This is a genomic window from Archangium lipolyticum (genome assembly GCF_024623785.1).
Taxonomy (GTDB): domain Bacteria; phylum Myxococcota; class Myxococcia; order Myxococcales; family Myxococcaceae; genus Archangium; species Archangium lipolyticum.
Genome location: NZ_JANKBZ010000031.1, coordinates 17854 through 43997 on the forward strand (window position 1 = coordinate 17854; position 26144 = coordinate 43997).

Here is a 26144-nt window from a genome sequence, read left to right on the forward strand (position 1 = left end):
CGGGTCTCCCACTTCGGACGGTAGACGGTCCTTCTCAGGCCTTGAGACTGGCCCCTTGCAGCAGCCGCTCGCAGAGGGCGGGGAAGTCGATGCCCCGGCCCGCGGCGATCTTCGGCAGCAGGCTGGTCTCGGTCATTCCCGGCAGCGTGTTGATCTCCAGCAGGAAGACCTCGCCCGACGGCGTCAGGATGACGTCCGAGCGGGAGCCTCCACTGCACCCGAGTGCTTGATGGGCGGCAAGGCAGACCTGGTTCACGCGCTCATACTGATCCGGCGGCAGGGGGGCGGGGAAGAGGTACTTCGTCGTTCCACCAGACTTGTACTTGGCCTCGTAGTCGTAGAACTCCCGCGCGGCCACCACCTCGATGACGCCCAGGGCCTCGTCGTCCAGGACGCCGCCCTGCACCTCGCGGCCCTTGATGTACTGCTCCACCAGAATCGTACCGGCCAGCTTGGAGGCGTCCTCCACGGCGGCGAGGTACTCCTCGCGCGTCTTGCAGATGTGGACGCCCACGCTGCTGCCCTCGCGCGAGGGCTTGACGACGGCCGGGAGGCCGAAGGGCAGCGAGTCCACGGCGGCCCGGGCCTCCTCCGCGGTCTTGAAGGCGCGGTAGGGCGGCGTGGGGATGCCGTGGGCCACGAAGACCTGCTTGGCGAAGACCTTGTCCATGCCCAGCGACGAGGCCAGCACACCGCTGCCCGTGTAGGGGATGAACATGCACTCGAGCAGACCCTGGACGGAGCCGTCCTCGCCGTAGCGGCCGTGCAGGGCGATGAAGGCCACCTCCACCTTCTCCGCCGCCAGGCGCGCGGGCAGGTCCTTGCCCACGTCGATCTCCACCACGTCGTAGCCGAGCCCCCGCAGGGCCTTGGCCACGGCGGCGCCGGTGCGCAGGGACACCTCGCGCTCGGAAGACATGCCCCCGAGCAATACTCCCACCTTCTTCCGCTTCAGCTCGTCCTGGGTGAAGCCGCTCATGGCTGGAAGACCCCTACACGCTTGACTTCGGGTTGGAGCTCGACGCCCCGCTCCTCGCGCACCCGGGACTGCATGAGGGTGAGGAGGGAGAGCACGTCGTGGGCGGTGGCCCCGCCCAGGTTGACGATCCAGTTGGCGTGCAGGGTGGACACCTGCGCGCGGCCGATGACGTGGCCCTTGAGGCCCACGCTCTCGATGAGCCGCCCGGCGAAGTCGCCCGGCGGATTGGTGAAGACGCTGCCGAAGTTCGGCTGGCTCAGGGGCTGCGAGCGCTTGCGGTAGGCGAGGTCCTCGTCCATGACCTTCTTGGAGGCCTCGAGGTCGCCCTTGCGCAGCAGGAAGCGCACCCGCGTCACCACGGCGCCCGGGGGCAATTCCGAGTGACGGTAGCGGTGGGGAATCCGCTCCTTGGAGAGCCAGCCGATCCCGTCCGCGGTGGCCACCTCCACCGCCTCCACCACGCGGAAGCACTCGCCATTCTTGGTGCCCGCGTTCATGGTGACCGCGCCCCCGAGCGTGCCGGGGATGCCCGCGAGGAACTCGGCGCCCACCAGCCCGTGCGAGCGCATCTGGTTGCACAGCCGGACGATGGCCGCGCCCGCGCCGAGGATGAGTCTCCCCTCCTCCGCGCCCACGTCGGCCTGCTCGGGGAACAGGTCCCCCGGCAGCTTCACGGTGACGCCTGGAATCCCCCCGTCGCCCACCAGGGTGTTGGCGCCCCCGCCGAGCACGGTGAGGGGCACGCCCTCCTCGCGCACGAAGCGCAGCAGGGCCACCAGCGCATCCGCGGAGCGCGGACGGACGAGCGCCTCGGCGGGGCCTCCCACGCGCACGCTCGTGAGGGGCGCGAGCGGCGCGTTCGCCGTCACGTCACAGCCGGTCAGGCGCCCCACCCGCTCGGACAGGGACGATGAGAGGAACGACACCATGCCCTAGTCGCCCTTCGCCACGCCGCGTTGCTTGAGGAGCTCGACGAGCTCCGGACCCACCTGGGTGATGTCGCCGGCGCCCAGGGTGAGGACGATGTCGCCCTCGTGCAGCCGGGGCAGCAGCGTCTTCGCGATGTCGGTGCGCTTCTCCACGAAGGTGACGTCACGGTGGCCGTGGGCGCGGACGGCCTCGGCCAGCGCGTCGCCCGTGGCCCCGGGGATGCGCTCCTCGCCCGCGGCGTAGACGCTGGTGACGAAGACGACGTCCGCGTCGTTGAAGGAGGTGGCGAACTCCTTCATCAGGTCATGCGTGCGCGTGTAGCGGTGGGGCTGGAAGGCCACCACCAGCCGCTTGCCGAAGGCCCGCCGGGCACCCGCGAGCGTGGCCTGCACCTCCGTGGGGTGGTGCCCGTAGTCGTCCACCACGGTGATACCGGCCACCTCGCCGCGCACGGTGAAGCGCCGCTGCACGCCGCCGAACTCGGCCAGCGAGCTGCGCACCACGTCCAGCGGAATGTCCATCTCCTCGGCCACGGCGATGACGGCCAGGGCGTTGAGGGCGTTGTGCGCGCCCACCATGCGCACGCGGAACTCACCGAGCGGCTCGTCGCGCCGGAAGGCCTCGAAGCGGGTGGTGAAGCCCTCCAGCCGCACGCCCTCCAGCCGGTAGTCCGCCATGTGCGAGCTGCCGTAGGTGACGAAGCGCTTCTCGATGTGCGGCAGCAGCGACTGGACGTTGGGGTTGTCCAGGCACAGCACGTTGAGGCCGTAGAAGGGCACGCGGTTGCAGAAGGCCGTGAAGGCGTCCTTCAGCTTGTCCAGCGTGCCGTAGTGGTCCATGTGCTCCGGGTCGATGTTGGTGACCACGGAGATGGACGGGTGCAGGTGCAGGAAGCTGCCGTCGCTCTCGTCGGCCTCCACCACCATCAGCTCGCTCTTGCCCAGCTTCGCGTTGGAGTCGAGCACGTTCACCTTGCCGCCCACCACGGCCGTGGGATCCAACCCCGCGGCGGACAGCACGGTGGCCACCATGGAGGTGGTCGTCGTCTTGCCGTGGCTGCCCGCGACGGCGACGGCGTACTTGAGCCGCATCAGCTCCGCGAGCATCTCCGCCCGGGGGATGACGGGAATCTTCCGCTGGCGCGCGGTGACGACCTCGGGGTTGTCCTTGCGCACCGCCGAGGAGATGACCACCACGTCCGCGTGGACGAGGTTCTCCGCCCGGTGGCCCTCGAAGATGGTGGCGCCCAGGCGCTCCAGGCGGCGGGTGATCTCACTGGCCTTCAGGTCCGAGCCGGACACCCGGTAGCCCTGGTTGAGCAGCACCTCGGCGATGCCGCTCATGCCGATGCCGCCGATGCCCACGAAGTGGACGTGCGCGGCATGACGCGTCTTGAAGAGGCTCGCGGGCCGAGCGGGGCGTTGGGTCGTCACGGGTGTATTGTCTCCTCAGGCCTGCTTCTCGTTGCCACCCGCCGGCTTTTCGCCGCCGCTCGGAGGCTTGTCGCCACCCTCGGGCTTCTTGGAGGGCTTCTTCGGGTTCGGGTCCTCGCCGCGGGCCTCGGCACGGCCGGACGGGCCGTACGTCTTCACCATCAGGTCCACGAGCACGTCCGCCAGCTCCTTGGAGGCCTCGGGACGCCCCAGCAGGCCGGCCTTCTTCTCCATCTGGCGGCGCTTCTCCGGGTCTTCCTTGAGGCGGCGGATCTCCGCGGCCAGCTTCTCCCCCGTCAGCTCCGACTCGCGGAACATGAGCGCCGCGCCGGCCTTCACCAGCGACTGGGCATTCACTTCCTGGTGGTTGTCCGTGGCGAAGGGGAAGGGAATGAGGATGCTGGCCTTCTTGGCCACCGTCAGCTCGGACAGCGTGGTGGCGCCCGCCCGGCAGACGACGAGCTCCGCCTTGGCGTACGCGCTGGACATGTCCTCGATGAACTCCACCACCTGGGCCTGGGCCTCGAAGCCCTTGTCCGCGTAGCCCTTGCGCACCGTCTCGAGGTCGTTCTTCCCCGTCTGGTGGATGATGTGGAGCTGGTCCTTGATGTCCTGAAGGTGGTCCAGCGCGTCGATCATCCGCTGGTTGATGCCGCGCGCCCCGAGGCTCCCGCCGAAGACGAGCAGGGAGAACTTCTCGTGCGCCACGCGCGAGCGCAGGAAGTTCTCCATCAGCTTGCGGCGGATGGGGTTGCCCACGAGCTGCACCTTGCGCGAGGGGAAGAAGGCGCCCGCCTCCTCGAAGGCGGTGAAGACGACGCGCACGAACCTGCCGAGCACCTTGTTGGTGAGCCCCGGCAGCGCGTTCTGCTCCTGCACCGCGGTGGGGATGCCGAGGATGGCCGCCGCGAGCACCACCGGCCCGCTGGCGTAGCCGCCCACGCCCACCACCACGTCCGGCTTCTGGCGCTGGAGGATGCGGAAGGACTCGATGAAGGCCATGGGCAGCGCGAGCAGGCCCTTGATGAGCCCCACGAAGCCCTTGCCCTTGAGGCCCTGCGCCCGGATGGTCTCCAGCGGGTAGCCCTCGCGGGGAACCACCCGCGCCTCCAGGCCGCGCTCGGTGCCCACGAACACCACCTGGTTGGCATGGTGGCGCGTCACCACCTCTTCGGCCAGGGCGATGCCGGGGTAGAGATGACCACCCGTACCGCCTCCCGCGATGAGCACCTTCACGCCGCCACCTCCCTCATGTCACCGCCGGAGCGCAAGGTCCGGTTCCCAGCGGCGGGTTCCGCGCTGGCACTCAGCGAGAGCAATACACCGGCCGAACCCATGAGCACCACCAAGGAGGTGCCTCCGTAGGACACGAAGGGGAGCGTCAGTCCTTTAGTTGGCAACAGCCCCATCGCCACGCACATGTTCACCGTGGCCTGGAACGCGATGATGGAGGTGAGCCCCAGACCCAGGTACGTGCCGAATGTCTCCGGCGCGGCGAGGCTCGCGCGGATGCCCCGCCAGATGACGATGGCGTAGAGCGACACCAGCAGCACCACCCCGATGAGGCCCAGCTCCTCGCCGATGATGGCGAAGATGAAGTCCGTGTGCGCCTCGGGGAGGAAGAAGAGCTTCTGGCGCCCATCTCCCAGGCCCAGCCCCGTGAGGCCGCCCGAGCCGATGGACATGAGGGACTCGGCCACCTGGTAGCCGATGTCGTGCCGGTGGGCCCAGGGGTCCAGGAAGGCCAGCACGCGCTTCATGCGGTAGGGGCTGCTGGCGATGGCGGCGTACGCCAGCGGCAGCGCCAGCAACACCGAGCCCACCAGGTAGCTCAGCTTCGTGCCCGCGGCGAACAGCAGCGCGAAGAGCAGGAACACCAGCAGCACCGAGCTGCCGAAGTCCGGCTGCAACATACAAAGGCCCACCAGCAGGCCGCACAGCAGCAGGTGCGGGAGGAAGCCCACGGAGAAGCTGGCCACCTTCTCGCGCTTCTTGGCCAGCGAGTAGGACAGGTAGACGACCCAGGCGACCTTGGCCACCTCGGCCGGCTGGAGGCCGAAGCCCGGCAGGCGGATCCACCGCCGCGCGCCGCCCGCCGTGGTGCCGATGCCCGGAATCAGCACCGCCACCATCAGCACCAGCGTCACCAGCAGCAGCGGGTACGCGAACCGCGCCAGCCGGCGCCAGCCCACCTTCATCCCCACCGCCATCGCCACCACGCCCATCCCCGCCGCCATCAGCTGCCGGTTGAGGAAGTAGAGGCTGTCACCCAGCTTGTCCTGCGCCATGACGGCGCTGGCCGAGTACACCATCACCAGGCCGAGCGAGACGAGCGACAGGACCGCGCACAGCAACAGCGCATCGAACCGCACCGGGGCGGTGGAGGAGGGAGCGATGGCCTTCATGGATTCAGAGCTCCCCGACGAGGCGTTTGAACGTGTCGCCCCGGTGCTCGAAGTTCTGGAACTGATCGTACGAGGCACATGCAGGCGACAAAAGTACAGTATCACCGGATCTTGCCAGGGCTCTCGCCCGCCGTACAGCTTCCGCGAGCGTCCCGCAGGCGTACACCGGGGCCGTCCCCTCGTAGGCCTGGGCGAGGGTGTCGGCGTCCTGGCCGATGGTGAGGACGCCCTTCACCTTGCCGCGGCCCTCGTCGACCATGGGCTTGTAGGGAGCGCCCTTGCCCTTGCCCCCGGCGATGAGGAGCACGTCCTTTTCGAAGGCGCGCAGGGCCACCAGCACCGAGTCCACGTTGGTGGCCTTGGAGTCGTTCACCCACTCCACGCCATCCAGCACGCGCACGCTCTCCAGCCGGTGCGGCAGGCCGGGGTAGCTGTCGAGGCCCGCCTGCACCGCCTCGTGGGGCACGCCCGCCAGCCGCGCCAGCAGCGCCGCCGCCATGGCGTTCTGCGCGTTGTGGCCCCCGCGCAGCGCGCGGTTGGTGAGGGTGAAGGACTCGCCCTTCTCCCCCACTCCCTCGAAGCGGAAGCCGCCGGGCCTCGCCACCGCCTGGCCGGCCAGCGTGGGGCTCGCGGCCACGGGACGCCCCGAGAGGCTGAAGCCGTAGACGGGCACCTTCGCGGCCTCGGCCAGCCGCATCACGTCCGCGTCCTCCGCGTTCACCACCACGAAGTCGCCCTGCGCCTGGTTGCGGAAGATGCGGGCCTTGGCCGCGCCGTAGGCCGCGTGGCTCTCGTACCGGTCGATGTGGTCCGGCGTGAGGTTGAGGATGGTGGAGCCCCGGGGCCGCAGCGTGTCGATGCCCTCGAGCTGGAAGCTGGAGAGCTCCACCACCAGCGCGTCCCAGTCTCCGGGGGTGAGGGCCGCCTCGGCGAACGGCCGCCCGAGGTTGCCACCCACGAAGGTGCGCCGCCCGCCCTTCTGGAAGAGCTCGCCGGTGAGCGCCGTGGTGGTGCTCTTGCCGTTGGTGCCGGTGATGCCGATGAGCGGCACGTGCGAGAGGTAGCGCCAGGCCAGCTCCACCTCGCCCCAGATGGGCACGCCCGCGGCGCGCGCCTTCTGGAGGTCGGGCAGCGCCAGCGGCACTCCCGGGCTCACCACCACGAGCTGCTTGGACTCCAGCAGCCCCGGCGGCGTGGGGCCGGTGACGAGCGTCACGCCGCGCGCCTTCAGCTCGCGCGCCGTGTCGCCCAGGGCCTCCTCGGTGCGCGCGTCCAGCGCCGTCACCCGCGCGCCCTTCGCCTGCAAGAGGCGGATGGCGGCCAGCCCGCTCTTGGCGAGCCCATACACCACGACATCGCGGTCCTTCAGGTCGGGCGTCATGCGCGCCTAGCCCCCTCTGTCTAACGCAGCTTGAGTGACAGCAGCGCCACACCCGAGCAGAGGATGGCGACGATCCAGAAGCGGACGATGATCTTCGGCTCGGCCATGCCCTTGAGCTCGAAGTGGTGGTGCACGGGCGCCATCTTGAAGACGCGCTTGCCGGTGAGCTTGAAGGAGGTCACCTGGATCATCACGCTGAGGATTTCAGCGAAGAAGACGCCGTGGATGATGGCGGAGACCACCTCGTTCTTGGACAGCACCGCCAGCCCGCCGAGCGCGCCACCCAGCGCGAGCGAGCCGATGTCGCCCATGAAGACGGAGGCCGGGTAGGCGTTGAACCAGAGGAAGGAGATGCCCGCGCCCACGATGCTGGCGCAGAAGACGGACAGCTCGGCACCGCCGGGCACCTCGGGGACACCCAGGTAGCGCCACAGGGGCACGCCCACCACCTGCGCGACGCCATTGACCGTCTCCACGTCGGCGATGCGCGTCAGCGAGCCCGCCACGTAGCAGAGGATGGTGAAGGTGGTGGCCGCGATGATGGTCGGCATGATGGCCAGGCCGTCCAGGCCGTCGGTGATGTTGACGGCGTTGGACGTGCCCACCACCACCACCCAGCCGAACACCACGTAGAACCAGCCGAAGTCCGGGTTGAAGTGGCGCGTGGGCACGAAGGGCAGCGTCAGCTTCGTGTCGATGAGCAGGTTCGGCCCGGTGAAGGCCCCATCCGGCCCCGTCCACGAGCACATCAGCCCGAAGACGGCCACCAGGTAGAAGACCGTCTGCAGAATCATCTTGTAGCGGCCGGCCAGCCCCTTGGAGTTGCGCTTGGACAGCTTCAGCCAGTCATCCAGGAAGCCGATGAAGCCGTAGCCCAGGGTGAGCAGCAGCGCCGCCCACACCGCGCGGCTCTTCAGATCCGCGAAGACGAAGGTGCCGGCCGCGATGCACATGAGGATGAGCGCGCCACCCATGGTGGGCGTGCCCTTCTTCTTCTGGTGCGTGTCCGGCGTGTCCTCGCGCACGTTGCTCTGCCCGTGCTGCTTGAGGCGCAGCCGCGCGATGAGCTTCGGGCCGACGAACATGCCCAGCAGCAGGGAGGCCACCGCCGCCGCGACGATGCGGAAGGTGGGGTAGCGCAGGAAGTTCAGGAACCGCGCCGCTTCCGTGCCCTGAATCCACTCGTAGATGAGGAGCAACACCTAGTGGCTTCCTCCAGCAGAGGCGGCGCCGGTGAGGCCCGCCACGACCCGCTCGAGCCTCATGCCTCGGCTCGCCTTGACCAACACCATATCCCCCGCCTTCAGCCGCGGCAGGAGCCACGACAACAGGGGCTCGACCTCGGTGAAGTGCGCCGCGTTCGCGCCCAGGCCCGCCGCCTCGTGGCCCTTGAGGGAGCGCGGCCCGAAGAACGCCACCAGCTGGGCCTTGCCCGCCGCGAGCGCCCCCAGCTTCGTGTGCTCCTCCAGCTCGCCGGGCCCCAGCTCCAGCATGTCGCCGAGCACCGCCACCGCCCGGCCTCCGGGCTGCACCAGCGAGCGCAGCGTGTCCAACGCCGCGCCCATGGAGGCGGGGTTGGCGTTGTAGCAATCGTCGATCACGGTGGTGCCGTGCAGGCCATCCACCACGTTGAGCCGACGTGCGTACGGCCGCGCCGCCTCCAGGCCCTTCACGCACTCCTCGGGGGAGTAGCCGAGCGCCACCGACAGCGCGAAGGCGCCCGTGGCGTTGAGGGCGTTGTGCTCGCCGATGAAGGACAGCTTCACCGGCCAGTCCCGGCCCTTGTACTGGATGGTGAGGGACAGCCCCTCGCGGCCGCGCGGGGTGACACCCGCCAGCCGCACGTCCGCGCTCGCGGACCGGCCGAAGGACAGCTTCTTCGCCCGGCTGCGCGCGGCCTGCCCGGGGATCAGCGGGTCGTCCACGTTCACCACCGCCACGGCCTCCGGCGGCAGCTCGCGGAACATCTCGCCCTCGGCCTCGGCCACGCCCTCGATGCTGCCCAGGCCCTCCAGGTGCTCGGGCTGCACCACGGTGATGATGCCCGCGTCCGGCCGGACCACCCGGGTGAGCCGGGTGATTTCGCCCGGCTGGTTCATGCCCGTCTCGATGACCGCCGCCACGTGCGAGGGCTCCAGGCGGAAGAGCGTGAGGGGGACGCCCACCTCGTTGTTGAGGTTCCCCTCCGTCTTCAGCGAGGGGCCGCGCGTGGCGAGGATGGCGCCCACCATCTCCTTGGTGGTCGTCTTCCCGTTGGAGCCACCCACGGCGCCCACCGGAATCCGGAAGCGCTCGCGGTGCGCATGGCCCAGGGCGCCGAGCGCCGCCAGGGTGTCCTCCACCTCGTAGAGGGCGAGGCCCTCGGGGAGCTGGGGGAGCGCCCTGCCCTTCTTGACCACCGCGCCGGCCGCGCCACCACTGGCGGCCTGCGCGAGGAAGTCATGGGCATCGAAGCGCTCGCCCTGCAGCGCCACGAAGAGGCACCCGGGCACCAGGGCCCGCGTATCGGTGCAGACGGCCGGATACTCCGCCGCGGGCCTACCGCGACGGGTGGCCCCGGTCGCCTGCACCACCTGCTCGTCCGTGAATCGTGCGGCCATAGAGGCTCAGCGGTTCTCCGTCAGGTGCGGATGGCGAGCGCCCGGGCCGCGACCTCGCGGTCGTCGAAGGCGCGCTTCTCGGTACCGATGATCTGGTACGTCTCGTGCCCCTTGCCGGCGATGAGGACCACGTCGTCCTCCTTGGCCAGGGAGATGGCCGTCTCGATGGCGGCCTTGCGGTCCGCGTCCACGAGGTAGCCCTTCTCACCGCTCTTGGCCTTGCCGGCGGAGATGCGCCGCAGGCCGCCCTTCTCGAGGCCCGGAGTCACCTGGGAGATGATCTCCTCCGGATCCTCGGTGCGCGGGTTGTCGCTCGTCACCACCGCGAGGTCCGCGTTCTCGGCGGCCGCGGAGCCCATGAGCGGGCGCTTGCCCGCGTCGCGCTCACCGCCGCAGCCGAACACCACGATGACGCGGCCCTTGGCCATGGTCCGCGCCGCCTCCAGCGCGCGCTTGAGGGCGTCATCCGTGTGCGCGTAGTCCACGAACACCGAGGGCGCCTGCGCGGGGCCGTGGTTCTCCACCCGCTCCATGCGGCCGGGCACGCCGCCCATGCGCTCGATGCCCAGCTGCACGTCCTTGCGCCGCGCGAAGCCCGCGCCCAGCGCCAGGCCCGCCGCCGCCAGGATGTTCTCCAGGTTGTGCGGCCCCAGCAGCCGGCTCTTCACCGGGATGTCGCCCGCGGGCGTCTTCAGCACGCCCTTGATGCCCTGCAGGGAGAAGGACACGTCCGCGGAGGAGATCTCCCCGTTGCCCTGGCGGCTGAACTTCCACGCCATGCGCTTCTGGCCGCGCAGCTCGTTGTAGATGCGGATGGCGTAGGTGTCGTCACCGTTGACCACCGCCACGCCGCCCTGGGAGAGGTTCTCCAGGAACAGCTTGCGCTTGGCCTGGAAGTACTCCTCCATGTCCTTGTGGTAGTCGAGGTGGTCGCGCGTCAGGTTGGTGAAGGCGGCCGCCTTGAAGGTGATGCCGTGCACGCGCTCCTGCAGCAGCGCGTGGCTGGACACCTCCATCACCACCGTCTCCACGCCCGCGTCCGCCATCTCGCGCAGGATGCGGTGCAGCTCCAGCGGATCCGGCGTGGTGTGGGCCGTGGGGTGGAACTGGCCGCCCACCTTGTAGCCCAGCGTGCCGATGACCCCCGTGGAGGAGTAGGCCGCGGTGGCCATGGCCTCGAGCAGATAGGTGGTGGTCGTCTTGCCGTTGGTGCCCGTGACCGCCAGCAGGGTGAGCTGGTCGGCGGGACGGCCGTAGAAGTTGGCCGCGATGAGGGCCAGGGCCTTGCGGGCGTTGGACACCTTGAAGAAGGGCACCTGTGAGGCCACCGGCTTCTCCGACACCACCGCCACGGCGCCACGGGAGACAGCCTCGCCCACGAACTGGGCACCATCTTCCTTCGAGCCCGGCACGGCGACGAAGAGGTCGCCCGGCTTCACCTTGCGCGAGTCCTGCGATACCCCCGTCACGTCGACCGAGGTCCTGCCCCCCGAGGTCTGCTCGGCACCACACCCTGCGAGGACATCCGTCAGCTTCATCTTTTCCCCTTCACATGCTGCCGCAAGCGCGAGGCCGAGCTCAGGGGCGGCCTCATTGCCGCGCTGCCAGCTCGAGCGTCACCCGCGCACCCTTCTCCACCAGCGAACCGGCGGCGGGACTCTGCGAGACTACGCGTCCACTACCCAACAAATGTGGCTCCAGGGCCGAGGAGAGCAGCTTCGTCACTGCCTCGCGCCCTGCCTGACCCACGACATCCGGAACGCGGATGGAGCCCGGCTCCACGTTCTCGGCGACAGCTTCCTCCACCATGGGCCTGGCCGGTACCGCTTTCGCGGGAGGGGGCTGGGCGGCCGCCACCGGCAGGGCGGTGGGCGGCAGCGGCACCTCACGGGAGGGCGGGACGGCCAGGTGGGCCATGGCGGCGGTTGCGATTTCCTTGAATGCGGGGGCGGCCACGAGTCCCCCGTACACGTCCGTCTTCGGCTCGTCCACAATCACGAGAATGACGACGCGGGGATTCTCGGCTGGCACCACGCCCACGAAGGAGGCGAGCCGCTTGTCGGAGTACCCCCGGGCCACCGGATCCGCCTTCTGGGCGGTGCCCGTCTTGCCGGCCACCCGGTAGTCCTCCATGGCGGCCTTGGGGGCGGTCCCCTCCTTGGTCACCACGGTCTCGAGCATGGAGATGACCTTCCGGGCGGTGGCGGTCGAGACGACCTGGCGCACCTCGGTGGGCCGGTTCTCCAGCAGCACCACGCCATCCGGGTCCACCACCCTGGACACGAGGTAGGGCCGCATCAACAGGCCCCCATTGGCCAGGGCGCCCCAGGCGGAGGCCAGCTGCACCGCGGTGCTCGTCATGCCCTGGCCGAAGGACTGGGTGGCCAGTGACACCTCCGCCTTGGGGAAGGGAATGGAGCCGCGGGCCTCGCCGGGCAGCGACAGGCCGGTGCGCTCGCCGAAGCCGAAGTCGTGGTAGGCCTTCACCAGCCGCTCGCGTCCCAGCTGCTGGGCAATCTTGGCCGCGCAGATGTTGGAGGACACCTGCAGGATGCGCTGCGGGGAGAGCCAGCCGTACTCGTGGGTGTCGTGGATGGTGTGCTTGCCGACGCCCCAGGAGCCATTCTCGCAGAAGAAGGTGTCCTCGGACTTGATGGCCTTCTGCTCCAGCGCGGCGGCCACGACGAAGGCCTTCATCGTCGAGCCGGGCTCGAAGGCGTCGAGCGCGGCGCGGTTGCGGATGCTGGCGCGGGCCTCCTGGCCGGGGGTGTTGGGGTTGAAGCGCGGGTGGTTGGCGATGGCCAGGATTTCACCCGTCTTCGGATCCAACACGACGGCCATGCCCGCCACGCCCTTGGACTCCTCCACGGCGCGGGACAGGGCCTTCTCGGAGACGTATTGGAGGTGCCGGTCGAGGGTGAGGGTGACGGAGGCGCCCTGACGCTCCAGGGTGTCCGGAGCGCCGGAGACGAGCAGCTTGCGGCCCTTGGCGTCGCGGAAGCCGGACAGGCGCGAGTTCTGCCCGGACAGCTCGTCCTCGAAGGCCAGCTCCAGGCCCTCGAGGCCATGGCCGTCCAGACCCACCATGCCCATCACGTGGGCGCCCAGCTCCTTCTGCGGGTAGAAGCGCCGGGGCTCCTTGGTGAAGCCGAACCCCGGCAGCCCCAGGCCCTTCACCGCCTCCACTTCGCGAGGCGTCACCTGGCGCTTCACCCAGGCGAAGCGCTTCGCCCGGGAGAGCCGGGCGTACAGGTCCTCCACGTCCAGCTTGAGCACCTTGGCCAGCGAGCGCGAGGCCTGCTTCACGTCCGGCAACATCGAGGGATCCACCCAGATGGAGTCCACCTCCACGCTCTGGGCGAACGGCGTGCCGCGGCGGTCGAAGATGTCACCGCGGCGGGCGGGGATTTCAATCTGGCGGACGTACTGGTCCTGGGCGAGCCCGCGCAGCTTGTCGCGCTCGTACACCTGGAGGAACACGGCGCGGCCGAGGGCGGCCAGCAGCAGGCCGACGAAGAAGAAGGCCAGCAGCTTCACGCGAAGCCTCAGCCACTTCCCATTGGGCTCCGGGGCCCGCGCCGTCTTGAAGTCCCTCACGACCCGTCCCCCCCCCTCAGTGCGACGAACCGCGTTCCGCCACGCGTACGGTGCGGGCCTCGCGGGCCTCCACGCGGGTGGGACGCTTGCTGCCCGGCAGCTCCGGCTGCAGGGCGATGACGAGGGGGCCCGCGGGCATGGCCATGCCCAGCTTCTCGCGAGCCAGCTTCTCCAGCCGCGCCGGGTTCTTCAGCGTGGCGAGCTCCAGCTTCAGCCGGTCGTTCTCCCGGGTGAGGGCGCGCTCCTCGGACTCGGCCTTGGAGAGGCGGTAGCCCATGTCCACCACCAGCACGCGGCTCGTGACATGGAGGATGCCCACGCCAGCGAAGAGGGCGAAGAGGAGCACCGCGGGCAGCAGGTGCAGCAGCACACTGCCGACGGACACTCCACTGCCACGGATGACGGGCTTGCTGTGGTTCATCGTACCTTCTCCACCACGCGCAGGTGCGCGCTGCGGGCACGGGGGTTGGCGGAAATCTCCTCGTCCGAGGGGGCGATGGCCTTGCGCGTCACCAGGGCGAAGTCCCCCTGGCCCTTGCACACGCACACCGGCATGCCGGGCGGGCACTTGCAGGTGCCCACCAGCTCCCGGAAGGTCTCCTTCACCTTCCGGTCCTCGAGCGAGTGGAACGAGATGACGGCGGCGCGGCCCCCCACCTTCAGCAGCCGGGGCAGCGCGGCGAGCAGCGACTCCAGGGACTCCAGCTCCTGGTTCACCGCCATGCGCAGCGCCTGGAAGGTGCGGGTGGCCACGTGGATTTTATTGGGCCAGGCCTTGCGCGGCACGGCGCGCTTGACGACCTCGGCGGCCTCCAGGGTGCGCGCGGGCGGGGTGCGCTTGAGCTCGCGGGCAATCGCCTTCGCGAAAGGCTCCTCGCCGTACTCCTTCAGGATGCGGACCAGCTCCGTCTCGTCCTCCTCGGCGATGAGCTCGGCGGCGGTGCGGCCCGTGTCCCCCATGCGCATGTCCAGCGGCCCGTCCTTCTGGAAGGAGAAGCCGCGCTCGGCCACGTCCAGCTGGGGCGAGGACACACCCAGGTCCACCAGCACGCCGTCCACCGGCAGCACGTCCGCGGCCACGTGGAGCAGGTCCCCGAAGTTGCCCTGGCGGGTGCTGAAGGCCGGGTAGCCGGCGAGGCGGGCGCGGGCGGCGCCGAGCGCCACCGGATCCCTGTCCACTCCGAGGACGGTCGCACCCCGGGCGAGGAGCGCCTCGGTGTGACCACCACCACCCAGTGTGCCGTCGATGATCACCTTCCCCGCTCCCGGTCGAAGGACGTCCACCGTCTCCTGGAGGAGGACGGTCTGGTGGCTGAAGTCAGCCAAGGGACGCCCGCATCAGACGAAGGGAGCCCGCGCCATGGCGAAGGCGGCCCGGGCATCGTTCATGTGGGGGTAGAGCTCGAAGACGTCATGAGCCCCCGCGGCGCGCAGGATGGCGGCCAGGTAGGGCGAGAGCCCCGCGAGCTTGATGTCCCCGCCCGCCTTGCGGAAGGCCTCGGCGCGAGCCACCAGGGCCGGCACGCCGCGGTAGTCCAGGTGGTCCACCTCGCTGAAGTCCAGAACCACGTTGCGCAGACCGCGCTGCATGCGGCGCACGAGCTCCTCGCAGACCCGGGCGAGGTCCTTCTCCAGAAGCTCCCCCTCGAGCATGAGGGTCTCCACGCGCCCGCTGGAGACCGCGCGAATGCCCTGTGACTCGGCTGCCTGGTTCATGTCGCCACCTTCCCGGGATTTCCGCATCCCGTCCAGATTTCTGCTACAGCGCGCTACAGCCAGCTACAGCGAGCGCAACTCGGTGAGCACGCGCATGACGTCCGCGCTGGAGGCTTCCTTGCGCGCCTCCTCCTGGGCCCTGGCCCAGCCCTCGCGGCTCCACAGCTCAATCACCTTCACCATCCCCGCCCACACCACGTCCTTGTCCAACCCCGCGTGGGCCCGCAACGACGGCGGAATCAGCACGCGCCCCAGCTTGTCCAGCGGGCACTCCTGGGCGCTGGCCACGTAGAGCCGCATGAGCGTCTTCACCCCCGGCTCCATCGGGTTGCGCTTGGCGAGCGCCGCCTCGAGCTGCTCCCACTCCCGCACCGGATAGGCGTGCAGGCAGGGGTCCAACGCCGTCGTGATGATGAGGCGCTCGTCGTACCCGCCCACGAGCGTCTCGCGCAGCTTTGCCGGGAGGCTCGTTCGCCCCTTCGCGTCGATCTGGTGCTCATAGACGCCTCGGAACACGCGGAGAGGTCCACCCTGTCAGCCCGGCCGATCCACATTACGCCACCCCTTCCCACTCCGATCCACTTGGGCGGCGGAAAATACGCGCGGCCCCCTACCCGGTCAAGAAATGCAACAGGCACGTACAAGCCCGTGTCTTCCGGGGGAAAGACGGGTGCGGACTCAGGAAGTGGGAAGAAGTGGAGCGACCCGGCGCGGAATTGACCCCGGAGGAGCGGCTCTGCATTACTGCCGCCCGCTGAGCACCCCGGAGGGGGGCGGCTCACGCCTCGCGTCCTGGCCGGGGGGCGAGGCACTCCCAATGGAGGGCCCACGGGCCCTGCCAAGGTAAGGAAGAGGTACACGCATGACGCGCTTCTCTCGTCTGATGGTTGTCTCCGCGATGATGGCGGGCCTGACGGCCTGCGGTGGTGGTGCGAAGCTGGGCGGTGGCAAGGAGGGCGCGGCCCAGGCCGCGTTCCAGGCGTCCCAGCCGCTGGGCCGCAACGGCAAGACCGCGCAGCGGCTGCTGGACCAGGCCCTGGCCAGCGGTGCCACCACCATCGCCATCAGCGCCAAGTGCAGCCAGGGGGGCGAGGTGAGCCTGGCACTGGACCTGAACGGTGCCGGCCCGGTCGGCAGCCTCAAGTACAGCGTCACCTATGACGCCTGCAGCGAGGACGGGAAGAACGAGTACAATGGCACCATGGCCACCGCGCTCCTGTTCGACGCTCAGGTGGGCGGCGGCAACGCCAGCCTCTCGTTCGTCACCGTGCTCAAGGGCAGGCTGACCATCGAGGGCGAGGTCTCCGACTTCATCGACGCGGACGTGACGCTGTCCATGGACATCAGCGCCTCCTCGATGCGCTCGGGCAGCGTGAAGCTCGTGACCAACGGCTCCATCAAGACCTCGGACGGCAGCTTCACCTACAACAACGAGACCCTCACCATCGTCGCGGGTGAGCTGCCGCAGGCCTAGCCGCTCTGCGTGCTGTCGTCTTCCCGAGGCCGGGACTTCCACTCTGGAGGCCCGGCCTCGTTTTTGTCCTATGATCCAGAGACCCAGCCCTTCCAGGGGAGAAGCACCCGTGAGCCAGACCGCGACGAAACAAGCCCTCGGCGAGGTCCGCCTCAAGGTGGCCTACAAGAAGCCCGAGGCCCTGCTGAGCGAGTACACCCGCAGTATCGGCCGGGGAGGCGTGACGCTGCAGACGCGCAAGAGCCTGCCGGTGGGCACGCGCTTCGTCTTCGAGATGCACAACCCCGGCGTCACCACGCCCGTGGAGGTGGTGGGCGAGGTGGTACGCGTCACGCCCCAGCCCGGCGAGCGCTACATGATCACCGTGAAGTACGACCCCGGCCAGGACCGGGGCGGGCTGGACGCGGTGCTGCAGCGCGTCTTCGACCTGCAGGCCTTCGAGAAGCTGCGCCGCTACCCCCGCATCCCCCTGCACCTGCCGGCCATGGAGGAGGAGACCCCCTTCGCTCCCCCCTTCTTCGTGCGCGACCTGTCGCGCGGCGGTGTGGGGCTCGAGGTCGAGGCGCCCGCCCTGCCTACCTCGGTGAAGGTCGGCATGCCCTTCCTGCTGGAGATGGAGCTGACTCTGGGAACGCTCATGCTGCACGGGGAGATCGCCTGGACCTCCGCCGGTGGCCCCGAGGTGCTTCCCACCTTCGGTGTCACCTTCGGCACCCTCCGCCCGGATACGACGGAGCGGTTGGAGAAGCTGCTCTCCCTCGAGTCCATGCCGCCTCCCCCCTGGCGCGCCCGCATCTGCTTCGGCATGGATGCGGTGATGAAGATGCCGTGAGCCTCGGGTAGCGGAACACGGAGCTGGATACCCTCACCCCGACCCTCTCCCAGAGGGAGAGGGAGGGATGGGGATTGGGGTTGGCCAGGGCTACACCGCGGAGAGCGGGTAGCCGGTGGCCTTTTCCACGGACTTCAACACCGTCTCGCGCAGCTCCACCGGATCGTACGGCGTGAAGAGTTCCAGCGGTGCCACCTTCTTCAGGTGCTCCTTCAGCGCGTCTCCCTTCGCGGCGGCGCACAGCGCGAGCCGAGCCCGGTCGTACGAGCGGGCGTTCGCCTCCGTGCTGTACCGCCGCGTCATCGCCACCCGCGCCGCGTCGAGCTTCCCCTCCACCTCCGCCTGGCGCGTACGCGTCACCATCGAGTCCAGCGCGTACGCGTCCATCACGATGTCCGCCACCGTGGCCAGCACCACCTGCTGCTCCTCGATGTTCGGACCGAAGGCCTCCGCCGCCACCTTCAGCGTGTAGATGGCCAGCCGCTTGAGGTTCTCCGCCGCCAGCTCCTCCGCCGCCAGCTCGTCCCTCACCCGCGCCCTCGGCAGCCGCCCCCCCACCAGATCCTCGTCCACCGCCTGCGCCACCTCGAAGAGCGGCAGCGTGCCCTTCATCGTGCGCTTGAGCAGCATGCCCGCGATGAGCATCCGGTTGATCTCGTTGGTGCCCTCGAAGATGCGGTTGATGCGCGCATCCCGGTAGGCGCGCTCCACCGGGTACTCCTCGATGTAGCCCGCCCCACCGTGGATCTGCACCGCGTCATCCACCAGGTACCCGAGCGCCTCCGAGCCGTACACCTTCATGATGGAGGACTCGATGGCGTACTCCTCGATGGCCGCGATGAGGCGCGCCTCGTAGTCGGCGGCCGTCTTGTCCGCCCCGGCGAGCGCCGCGTCCACCAGGCCCGCCGTGCGGTAGGTCATGCTCTCCACCGCGTAGATGAGCGTGGTCATCCGCGCCAGCTTCTCGCGGATGAGCGGGAAGCTCGCGATGGGCGCCTTGAACTGCTTGCGCTCCTGCGCGAAGAGCAGCGCGTTGCGCAGGTTCAGCTTCATGGAGCCGATCACCCCCGCCCCCAGCTTGAGCCGGCCATAGTTGAGGATGTTGAAGGCGATCTTGTGCCCCTTGCCCACCTCCCCGAGCAGGTTCTCCCGCGGGATGCGCGCGTCCTCGAAGTAGAGGGGGCACGTGGAGGAGCCGCGGATGCCCATCTTGTGCTCCTCGGGTCCCACCGTGAAGCCGGGCGTGCCGCGCTCCACGATGAAGCCGGTGAACTTGTCCCCGTCCACCTTGGCGAACACCACGAACACGTCCGCGAAGGCCGCGTTGGTGATGTAGAGCTTCGAGCCGTTGAGGATCCACTCCTTGCCGTCCGGGGACAGCTCGGCCTTCGTCCTGGCCCCCAGCGCGTCCGAGCCACTGCCCTGCTCGGTGAGGGCGTAGGCGGCGACGAGCTCACCGGTGGCCAGCCTCGGCAGGTACTTGCGCTTCTGGGCGTCGTTGCCGAACCAGACGATGGGCAGCGTGCCGATGCCCGTGTGCGCCCCGAAGGACACGGACCACGAGCCATTGAGGCTCATGGCCTCGGCGATGAGCAACGAGGTGGTCTTGTCCAGACCCAGGCCGCCATAGGCCTCGGGAATGTCGATCATCAACAGTCCGAGCTCACCGGCGCGGCGCAGCAGGTCGCGCAGCAGCGCGTTGTCCTTCGCCTCGATCTTCTCCGCCTGCGGGAGCACCTGCTCCTGGGAGAACTGGAGCGCCGTCTTCAGGTACAGACGCTGCTCCTCGCTGAACAGCTCGGGCGTGATGATGCGGACCGAGCCCACGTCACTGAAGAGGAAGGCGCCACCGACGGGAACCTCACCGGGATGAGCCTGCTCGAGCACTGCGGCCATTCGGAATCCTCCAGGAGGTTGCCTCCCCCCTCGGGAGGCAGTTGTGCCACCGCGCAGGGCAAGATATGGCGCGGTGCATCAGGGCGGAAGTAGCGACAGACCCGCCCCTTCTCAACCGAGGTTGATTGGCACTCGCGGAGGAAGTGACACCATGAAGCTGCGCTGGAACGTACTGGGAGCGGTGCTGCTGGGGCTTGGACTCGTGGGCTGTGGCTCGACGGTGGGCGACGCCTGCACGACGGACAACGACTGTGGGGACATGGGCTTCTGCATCACCAACCGGGACTACACGCCGGGAGGCTACTGCTCGCAGAGCTGCGTGCCCGGCAAGGACGACACCTGTCCCTCGGGCAGCACCTGTGTGAGCGAGGGAGCCTCCAACGACGTGTCGGCCTGCTTCCTCAAGTGCGAGACGCAGGCGGACTGCCGCACCGGCTACCGGTGCGTGGGCGGCTTCAAGAACAACCCCATCTCCATCTGCGTCGCCGCGGACTGAGTCTCCTTCTCATGTCCCGGGACGAGGGACGCGCGCTGTGCATCGCGCGTCCCTCGTGTGACACCGCTGTGCATGCCCCTGCACGACGCACCGCGTAAACCCCTGTTTCGAGGCATTGGCGCGGTGCGTGCTTTGGGGCCCGCACATGAAAAAGCTCGTCCCTCTCTTCGCGCTCTTCACCTCGGCCTGCGGACCCGCCACCCTCGACCGGGAGCTGAAGGACATCCCGGGCCCGACGATCCTCACGCGGATCAGCTCGTTCAGTGACCAGACCGATTTCTATTTCGGATTCGACTGGGACCGCGACTCCCCCTGCTACCGCATCCCCGAGGACACCCGCCTCACCGCCAACGGAGACAGCTATGTCCTCGAGGCGCGGGGAGAGTCGTCCTTGAGCTTCGATGGCGTCTCCTCTTGCAAGAAGGCCAGCTTCCGGGGCCCCGTGCGTCCGGCGAGCGAAACGCGCACCGAGCTCGTCCTCACCGATGGACACTCGAGCAAACGCGTTGTCTTCCAGTCGCTCCACGCCGAGCGGCGCATCCAGGTGAAGGGCCAGGAGCAGGCCCCGCTTCGCGTGGGAGAGGTGGTCGAGCTCGAGTGGCTGCCTGCGACCGACCGGCTGACCCGGGCGGATGCCCACCTGGAGGTGGAGGGTAGCGGTCAGTCCGTGTCGTCGCTCGAGGATCTCCAGGTGGAGGGCAGCCACCTCCGCTTCACCCTCCCCCAGGTGCGGCCCGGCCGCTACGTGGTGAGCGTGTACGGCCAGGGGAACGCTGGAGTGGAGGCGTGCGACGGCTTCATCGCCTGCGACGCCCTCGTCTCGGAGAGGGTCGAGGTGACCGTCGTCGTCGAGTAGCCCTACTGTCCCGCCGGCGCCCCGGCCACGGGAGGCCGGGGTGTCGGGTAGATGAAGCACAGCGTCTCGAAGAGGGGCTCGCCGGGCGCCACGTACACGCCGCCGAGCGCCCGCGCGGCCTGGGCCACCTCCGTGCCGAAGGACGGCACCAGGCAGATGTCCTCGGAGGTGGTGAAGCGCCCCTTCAGCTTCCCGAGCCCCGTGCGCAGCGTGGCGATGTCCTGCTTCCCACCGCGCACGGGGACGGAGGGGCCGTTGGCGTCGGGACCGGGGAGCTTCCCCACGCTGGTGGTGAGCTCGAAGCCGTCCTGCCGCTGGATGATGCGCAGCTTGCCGGGGGCGACCTCGGCCAGCCACGCCTGGAAGCCCTGCTCGTCGCGCAGCACCAACCTGTAGGCGACCGGGGCATCCGGGTGGAGCAGCCACGCCTCGCGGGCGGAATCCCGCAGGGTGGCGAACAGCTCGGACGTCTGCGCGAGGAACGTGTCCGCGTCGGGCACGACCAGCACCACCTGCTCCTTCACACGCTCGCGCAACCGGGCCTGCTCCTCGGGCCTCGAGGGCGTGAAGCGCTCCGCGCCGAGCCGCACGGACTCTCCCGCCAGCTCCACCCGCAGCGGCTTGTCCGGCACGGGCTCGCCGTACACCTCGGCCGGGGTCACCTCGAAGAGCGCCTCACGCGTCTTCTCCCCCTGCGTCCGCGCGCTCACCCTCGGCAGCGGCGGGGGCACGAGCGACGAGAGCGGCTCGGCCGGCTTCTCCTCCTTGCAGCCCACCGCCAGCAGCGAGAGCCATCCCGTGAACAGTATCCGCTTCATGCGCATGGCGTGTCCTTCCCGACCCGGCGCGCATGATACCCGCGACCCTTGCCCCGGAGACCCTCTTGCGCTACGGACCCGTGACGTCCTGTAGCGGTCATCCACCCTGCCCTGCCCTGGTGCCCCCGGAGCATGCGCTCGGCTGGATGCTCGATCCTCCGGAGAACGGACAACCGCCTCAGGTAAGTCGTGGCATCCTGTGTAGCTTGATGCTACGAACCTCTACTGCTCTCGCATCATCGAGGGGGACATGCCAGAAGGCTCCGCGTCACTCCAGCTCGTGGTTGGCGACCGGGTGGTCTACCCCAATCAGGGCGTCTGCCGCGTTTCGGCCATCGATGTGAAGGAGGTGGCTGGACAGAAGCTCACCTTCGTCACCATGCGCCGCGAAGAAGATGGGGCCGTCGTCATGGTCCCCCAGGCCAAGGTGCTCACCATCGGTGTGCGCAAGATCGCCGGACCTGAGGACGTCACCCAGGTCTTCGAGTTCCTGCGCTCCGACAGTGACAAGGCCGACCTGGATTGGAAGCAGCGCGCCCGGACCAACCTGGACCGGATGACCCAGGGTGGGCTGGTCGGGCTCGCCGAGGTCGTCAAGGGACTGCAGGTGCTCAGCGAGCTGCGCCCGCTGCCCGCCAAGGAGCGCGAGCTGTACGACAACGCGCGCCACCTGCTGGTCTCGGAGATCGCCGCCGCGCTCAACACCAGCGAATGCAACGCCGAGGACTCCATCGACATCGTGCTCTTCCCGCCCGGCCGCGAGCGCCCCAAGCGCACCGCCGCCGAGTTCAAGACGCGCGAGGAGGGTGACGAGGATCTCGGGTTGGATGCCGACCTGCTCGGGCTCGACAGCGAGCTGGACCTGCCTCCGGACGAGGAGGAGGCCCCCGCTGAGGAGGAGGAGTCCTCCGAGGAAGCGGGCGAAGAGGAAGGCGAGGAGGGCGAGCCCAAGGCCCGGAAGAAGGCCGCGGCGCTTCCCGCCGAGGGTGGGGCCGAGGGCGAGGAGGCACCCAAGCGCAAGCGGGGCCGTCCGCCCAAGCCCAAGCCCGAGGGCGCCGAGGCCGCTCCCGCCGCGCCCAAGAAGCGCGGCCGTCCGCCCAAGCCCAAGCCCGAGGGCGCCGAGGCCGCTCCCGCCGCGCCCAAGAAGCGCGGCCGTCCGCCCAAGGCGAAGCCCGAGGGTGCCGAGGCCGCTCCCGCCGCGCCCAAGAAGCGCGGCCGCCCGCCCAAGGCGAAGCCTCCCGAGGAGGCCGAGGAGAGCGAGTTGGATTCCGACCTCGATGAGGACATCGAGGCCGACGAGTGACACCCCCAGGGACTTCGTGGTCCCCCCTTCGAGGTGACGCCCCGTGATTCGCGTCGTGACGCTGGACTCCTTCGACGAAAAGCAGATCGCGAAGCTCTGCCAGACCCTCTATACGGCGTTCGGCGTGGGCAGCGAGCACTCCGGCCAGCTGGAGGTGCCCGCGGGCATGTCCGAGCCGCTGGACGCGGAGAAGCTGCTCGCGGAGATGAAGGGCGTGCGGGCCTACGAGGACGACAAGGTCCTCTTCATCACCTCGCGCAAACTCAAGGAGCGCGAGCTGGCCTCCGGCAAGGCCCCCACCCCGGGTTACGCCATCTACAACAAGGCCCGCGCCATCATCAGCACCCACGGGTACAAGGACCTCGAGGCGTCCTTCAAGCCCGTGGCCCGCAACGCGCTGCAGCAGCTCGGCCACCTGTGGGGCCTGCACCACTGTCTGGATCCGCGCTGCTCGATGTATCCACCCTGGACGCCGTCCTTCGCCCAGGGTGAGGCCTCCTTCTGCACCTTCTGCCGCGAGAAGAGCGAGCAGAAGCTCCGCCTTGCGAAGTCCTGATTCCATCAGGCGCGCCCTCCCCCTGGTGGAGCTGGGGGGACTGCTGCTCGTCGCGCTCGCCTGCCTCGTCTTCCAGCTCCGCCTGCCCGGCCGTCTCCCCTCGGAAGCGGACTACCGCACCGTGGCGGACCAGCTGCGCGCCGAGGCCCGCCCCGGCGACGCGGTGCTCCTCTTCCCCTGGTGGACAGAGAAGGCCCGGCTCCATCTGCCGCCGGAGCTGCCGGTGTACGGCTATCTCGGCTCGGACAAGGACGACCTGAGCGCGCACCCTCGCGTCTGGGTGCTGGGCCAGCCCGAGCTGCCCCGGGCCGATGAAGCGGGCTTCCGGGCCGCCTTCCTGCCCCGGCGCACCGCCGTGGGTGCTCCGCGCCGCGCGGGCAACCTGGAGCTGACGCTGTACGAGAACGGCCGCTACCGGCCCCGGCGCTTCGTGGCCTCGGAGGCGTACGCGAAGGCCCGCGTCTATCTGGAGTCCCCGGACGGCTCGCGCGTCGACTGTCCCTTCGACGGGCGCGTGCACCGCTGCCCCGGGCCTCCGCACCTCTACGTGGCCCCCGAGTGGCATGAAATCTACTACGAGCCGCGCCGCTGCCTGTGGATGCACGCCCCCGGCGGGAAGCAGCGGCTGGTGGCCGAGTTCGACGGGGTGCCCGGAGGCACGGAGCTGCGGCTCGAGGGCGGCATCGTCTTCGAGTACGCCGTCCAGCGCGCGCCGCACCTGAGGACCACGCACTACGGCGTGGAGGACGTGGCCAGCCGCGAGTCGCTGGTACAGATTGCCCAGCCGCCGGGCCTGGAGGGCGTGCAGAAGGCCTCGCGCGCGCTGCCGCCGGGCGAGCCTCGCACGGTGAAGGTCTGGGTGCAGGCGGACAACGCGGACACGCGGCAGGTGTGCCTGGACGTCTTCGCGCTCGGGGACGGGGCAGTCGTCTCCAGGGAGGGCACATGACGGTGGGCCGGGCCGCGACGCGGGACGAGCGCTGGCTGGCGCTGGCGCTGTGGGTGCTGGCCTTCGCGGCGCTGTGGGCGACCGAGGCCGCGGTGGGCTTCACGCGCGACGAGAGCGTCTACTTCTACGCGGGCGAGAGCTACGCGCGCTGGTTCCAGCAGCTCTTCCGGGAGCCGGCGCGAGCGCTCACCGACGGCGCCATCGTGCGCGCCTGGGACTACAACCACGAGCACCCGGTGCTGATGAAGGTGCTCTTCGGGCTGTCGCACCTGCTCTTCCACGAGACGCTGGGGTGGATGCGCTCGGCGGCGGCCTTCCGGCTGCCGGCCTTCGCCATGGCGGCGCTGGTGCCGGCCCTCACCTTCCTGCTGGGGAGCGCGGTGTACGGCCGCGCCGTGGGCCTCTTCGCCGCCCTCTCCTTCCTGCTCGTCCCGCGCCAGTACTTCAACGCGGAGCTGGCCTGCTTCGACATGCCCGTGGCGGCCATGTGGCTGCTGGTCGTCTACGCCTTCTGGCGGGCGCTGGAGGACAGGCGCTGGGGCGTGCTGTGCGGCGTCTTCTTCGGCCTGGCGCTGTGCACCAAGCACAACGCGCTCTTCCTCCCCTTCACCCTCGCGCCCTTCGCGCTGTGGCGCGCGTGGACGGCCAGCGAGGGCCAGCCCGCCGCGCGCACCGGCCTGCTGCGCGTCCTGGGCCTCGTCGCCGCCGTGGCGGTGCTGTACGGGCTGCTGTGGGTGAGCCTGGGGCCGGTGGGCTTCCAACGGAAGTTCTTCCTGCTCAGCCCGCACACGCTGCTCTTCGTCGTGCTGGCGGTGGGCTGCCTGGGGATGCTGCACAAGCTGAACGAGGTGAGCGCGCCCACGGCGCTCGCCCTGCTGCCCATGGCCACCATGGTGGTGTGCGGACCGGCGGCCTTCTACCTGCACTGGCCCTACCTCTGGCACCAGCCGGTGGAGCGGGCGGCCTGGTACCTGAACTTCCACGCCACGCACAACCACTACGCCTGGTTCTACCTGGGGAAGCTGCTGCGCGAGCCGCCCTTCCCCCTGGACTACGTGCTGGTGAAGACAGCGCTCACCGTGCCCACCAGCCTCTTCGTGCCCATGGTGACGGGGTGGCTGGCGCTCGCGGGGCGCGCGGTGTTGAGCCTCTTCGAGCGTACGCGGTCCCTGGTGCGCATGCCGTCCCTGGCCGAGGGGCTCATGGGGGTGCAGGCGGTGGCCTCCATCCTCATCATCAGCCATCCCCAGGTGCCGCACTTCGGAGGGGTGAAGCACTGGCTGCCGGCGATGCCCTTCCTGGGCATCCTCGCGGGCGTGGCGGTGACGCGGGGCTGCGAGGCGCTCGTGGAGCGGCTGCGCGCCCGCTGGCCGGGGCTGTCCCTGACGGCGGTGGCGGCCCCCGTCTTCGCGCTGCTGATGCTGCCGGCGCTCCTCGGACTGGTGCGCGTGTTCCCCTACGGCACGAGCTTCTACTCGGAGCTGGCGGGTGGAGTGCCGGGGGCGGCGTCGCTGGGGATGCAGCGCCAGTTCTGGTCGAGCAACGTGACGGCGGTGCTGCCGTGGATCAACGAGCACGCGCCGCGCAACGGGCGCGTGTTCCTGCACGAGGTGAACGGCCTCTCGTTCCGCGACTACCAGCGCAACGGGATGCTGCGCGGGGACCTGCAACCGGGCGGCCCGTTCGACTCGGACGTCGCGGCGTACCAGTACCACCAGGAGTTCCGCGAGCACGAGTTCCAGGTGTGGCAGTCCTACGGGACGCGGACACCGGCCACGGGGCTGTACCTGGACGAGACGCCGCAGGTGGTCGTCTACCAGCGGCAACGCTGAGTCATGGCGCGGTGCGCCACGGTGGAACGGACTTCACGAACTGTTCAGGCGGAGACGGCGGAGTGCCCCCAGGGGCGGAACCCGGGGTATC

24 protein-coding genes are annotated in these 26144 nt (G+C 69.6%); 8 read left to right on the forward strand and 16 right to left on the reverse strand.

Translation table 11 applies throughout. The annotated features are described in order from the left end of the window. Positions 1 to 34: 34 nt before the first annotated feature. From NR810_RS41095 to mraZ, 14 genes are all read right to left on the reverse strand, one after another. Positions 35 to 979 carry a D-alanine--D-alanine ligase gene (locus NR810_RS41095; RefSeq protein ID WP_257460661.1) on the reverse strand — a complete coding sequence of 315 codons (945 nt, stop codon included), beginning with the start codon at positions 977 to 979 and terminating at the stop codon, positions 35 to 37. After that, positions 976 to 1908, reverse strand: coding sequence for a UDP-N-acetylmuramate dehydrogenase (murB, locus tag NR810_RS41100; protein ID WP_257460663.1), 933 nt, complete (start codon positions 1906 to 1908; stop codon positions 976 to 978). The genes NR810_RS41095 and murB overlap by 4 nt, the downstream gene beginning before the upstream one ends. Before the next feature lie 3 nt (positions 1909 to 1911). Further along, positions 1912 to 3342 carry a UDP-N-acetylmuramate--L-alanine ligase gene (murC, locus tag NR810_RS41105; protein ID WP_257460664.1) on the reverse strand — a complete coding sequence of 477 codons (1431 nt, stop codon included), beginning with the start codon at positions 3340 to 3342 and terminating at the stop codon, positions 1912 to 1914. A gap of 15 nt (positions 3343 to 3357) precedes the next feature. Then, the gene (gene murG, locus NR810_RS41110; RefSeq protein ID WP_257460665.1) at positions 3358 to 4578 is read right to left on the reverse strand and encodes an undecaprenyldiphospho-muramoylpentapeptide beta-N-acetylglucosaminyltransferase; all 1221 of its coding nucleotides are present in this window, start codon (positions 4576 to 4578) and stop codon (positions 3358 to 3360) included. After that, entirely contained in the window at positions 4575 to 5747 is a 1173-nt protein-coding gene (ftsW, locus tag NR810_RS41115) for a putative lipid II flippase FtsW (protein ID WP_257460666.1), read from the reverse strand. Before ftsW ends, murG begins: the two co-directional genes overlap by 4 nt. 4 nt (positions 5748 to 5751) lie before the next feature. Further along, positions 5752 to 7128 carry a UDP-N-acetylmuramoyl-L-alanine--D-glutamate ligase gene (gene murD / locus NR810_RS41120; RefSeq protein ID WP_257460667.1) on the reverse strand — a complete coding sequence of 459 codons (1377 nt, stop codon included), beginning with the start codon at positions 7126 to 7128 and terminating at the stop codon, positions 5752 to 5754. A gap of 20 nt (positions 7129 to 7148) precedes the next feature. Beyond that, complete coding sequence (gene mraY, locus NR810_RS41125; RefSeq protein WP_257460668.1) at positions 7149 to 8330, reverse strand: phospho-N-acetylmuramoyl-pentapeptide-transferase; 1182 nt, start codon at positions 8328 to 8330, stop codon at positions 7149 to 7151. Next, positions 8331 to 9728 (reverse strand): UDP-N-acetylmuramoyl-tripeptide--D-alanyl-D-alanine ligase, encoded by a 1398-nt coding sequence (locus NR810_RS41130; RefSeq protein WP_257460669.1) that lies wholly within the window; start codon positions 9726 to 9728, stop codon positions 8331 to 8333. Positions 9729 to 9748: 20 nt separating this feature from the next. Then, entirely contained in the window at positions 9749 to 11266 is a 1518-nt protein-coding gene (locus NR810_RS41135; RefSeq protein WP_257460671.1) for a UDP-N-acetylmuramoyl-L-alanyl-D-glutamate--2,6-diaminopimelate ligase, read from the reverse strand. Between the two features lie 52 nt (positions 11267 to 11318). Beyond that, positions 11319 to 13325, reverse strand: a complete 2007-nt coding sequence (locus NR810_RS41140; protein WP_257460673.1) for a penicillin-binding protein — start codon at positions 13323 to 13325, stop codon at positions 11319 to 11321. A gap of 16 nt (positions 13326 to 13341) precedes the next feature. Continuing rightward, positions 13342 to 13746 (reverse strand): cell division protein FtsL, encoded by a 405-nt coding sequence (gene ftsL, locus NR810_RS41145; RefSeq protein WP_257460674.1) that lies wholly within the window; start codon positions 13744 to 13746, stop codon positions 13342 to 13344. Beyond that, a complete protein-coding gene (rsmH, locus tag NR810_RS41150) occupies positions 13743 to 14651 on the reverse strand; it encodes a 16S rRNA (cytosine(1402)-N(4))-methyltransferase RsmH (protein ID WP_257460676.1) in 909 nt (302 codons plus the stop codon). The genes ftsL and rsmH overlap by 4 nt, the downstream gene beginning before the upstream one ends. 12 nt (positions 14652 to 14663) lie before the next feature. Then, complete coding sequence (locus NR810_RS41155; RefSeq protein ID WP_257460677.1) at positions 14664 to 15041, reverse strand: STAS domain-containing protein; 378 nt, start codon at positions 15039 to 15041, stop codon at positions 14664 to 14666. Positions 15042 to 15104: 63 nt separating this feature from the next. Further along, on the reverse strand, positions 15105 to 15557 hold the full coding sequence (gene mraZ / locus NR810_RS41160) for a division/cell wall cluster transcriptional repressor MraZ (RefSeq protein WP_204226177.1): 453 nt from the start codon (positions 15555 to 15557) through the stop codon (positions 15105 to 15107). 346 nt (positions 15558 to 15903) lie between these two features. Here mraZ and NR810_RS41165 point away from each other — a divergent pair, with 346 nt between their 5' ends. Then, positions 15904 to 16515: a hypothetical protein gene (locus tag NR810_RS41165; protein ID WP_257460678.1), complete on the forward strand. Its 612-nt coding sequence runs from the start codon at positions 15904 to 15906 to the stop codon at positions 16513 to 16515. 109 nt (positions 16516 to 16624) lie between these two features. Then, entirely contained in the window at positions 16625 to 17347 is a 723-nt protein-coding gene (locus NR810_RS41170; protein ID WP_257460679.1) for a PilZ domain-containing protein, read from the forward strand. Positions 17348 to 17437: 90 nt separating this feature from the next. On the opposite strand, the gene NR810_RS41175 is transcribed toward NR810_RS41170, so the two are convergent. Then, positions 17438 to 19243 carry an acyl-CoA dehydrogenase family protein gene (locus NR810_RS41175; RefSeq protein WP_257460681.1) on the reverse strand — a complete coding sequence of 602 codons (1806 nt, stop codon included), beginning with the start codon at positions 19241 to 19243 and terminating at the stop codon, positions 17438 to 17440. Between the two features lie 151 nt (positions 19244 to 19394). On the opposite strand from NR810_RS41175, the gene NR810_RS41180 reads away from it, so the two are divergent. Continuing rightward, positions 19395 to 19739 (forward strand): hypothetical protein, encoded by a 345-nt coding sequence (locus tag NR810_RS41180; RefSeq protein ID WP_257460683.1) that lies wholly within the window; start codon positions 19395 to 19397, stop codon positions 19737 to 19739. 145 nt (positions 19740 to 19884) lie between these two features. Then, positions 19885 to 20595, forward strand: coding sequence for a peptidase associated/transthyretin-like domain-containing protein (locus tag NR810_RS41185; RefSeq protein WP_257460685.1), 711 nt, complete (start codon positions 19885 to 19887; stop codon positions 20593 to 20595). 2 nt (positions 20596 to 20597) lie between these two features. Here NR810_RS41185 and NR810_RS41190 read toward each other — a convergent pair whose 3' ends face one another. Then, on the reverse strand, positions 20598 to 21413 hold the full coding sequence (locus tag NR810_RS41190; protein ID WP_257460687.1) for a hypothetical protein: 816 nt from the start codon (positions 21411 to 21413) through the stop codon (positions 20598 to 20600). Between the two features lie 250 nt (positions 21414 to 21663). Between NR810_RS41190 and NR810_RS41195 the strand changes: the two genes are divergently transcribed. Genes NR810_RS41195 through NR810_RS41210 form a run of 4 tightly spaced genes read left to right on the forward strand, consistent with a single transcriptional unit; the run spans position 21664 to position 26053 of the window. Then, positions 21664 to 22716: a CarD family transcriptional regulator gene (locus tag NR810_RS41195; protein ID WP_257460689.1), complete on the forward strand. Its 1053-nt coding sequence runs from the start codon at positions 21664 to 21666 to the stop codon at positions 22714 to 22716. Between the two features lie 43 nt (positions 22717 to 22759). Continuing rightward, positions 22760 to 23272: a zinc metalloprotease gene (locus NR810_RS41200; RefSeq protein WP_257460691.1), complete on the forward strand. Its 513-nt coding sequence runs from the start codon at positions 22760 to 22762 to the stop codon at positions 23270 to 23272. Then, on the forward strand, positions 23259 to 24221 hold the full coding sequence (locus tag NR810_RS41205; protein ID WP_257460693.1) for a hypothetical protein: 963 nt from the start codon (positions 23259 to 23261) through the stop codon (positions 24219 to 24221). The genes NR810_RS41200 and NR810_RS41205 overlap by 14 nt, the downstream gene beginning before the upstream one ends. Next, positions 24218 to 26053, forward strand: a complete 1836-nt coding sequence (locus NR810_RS41210; RefSeq protein ID WP_257460695.1) for an ArnT family glycosyltransferase — start codon at positions 24218 to 24220, stop codon at positions 26051 to 26053. Before NR810_RS41205 ends, NR810_RS41210 begins: the two co-directional genes overlap by 4 nt. Positions 26054 to 26144 lie beyond the last annotated feature (91 nt).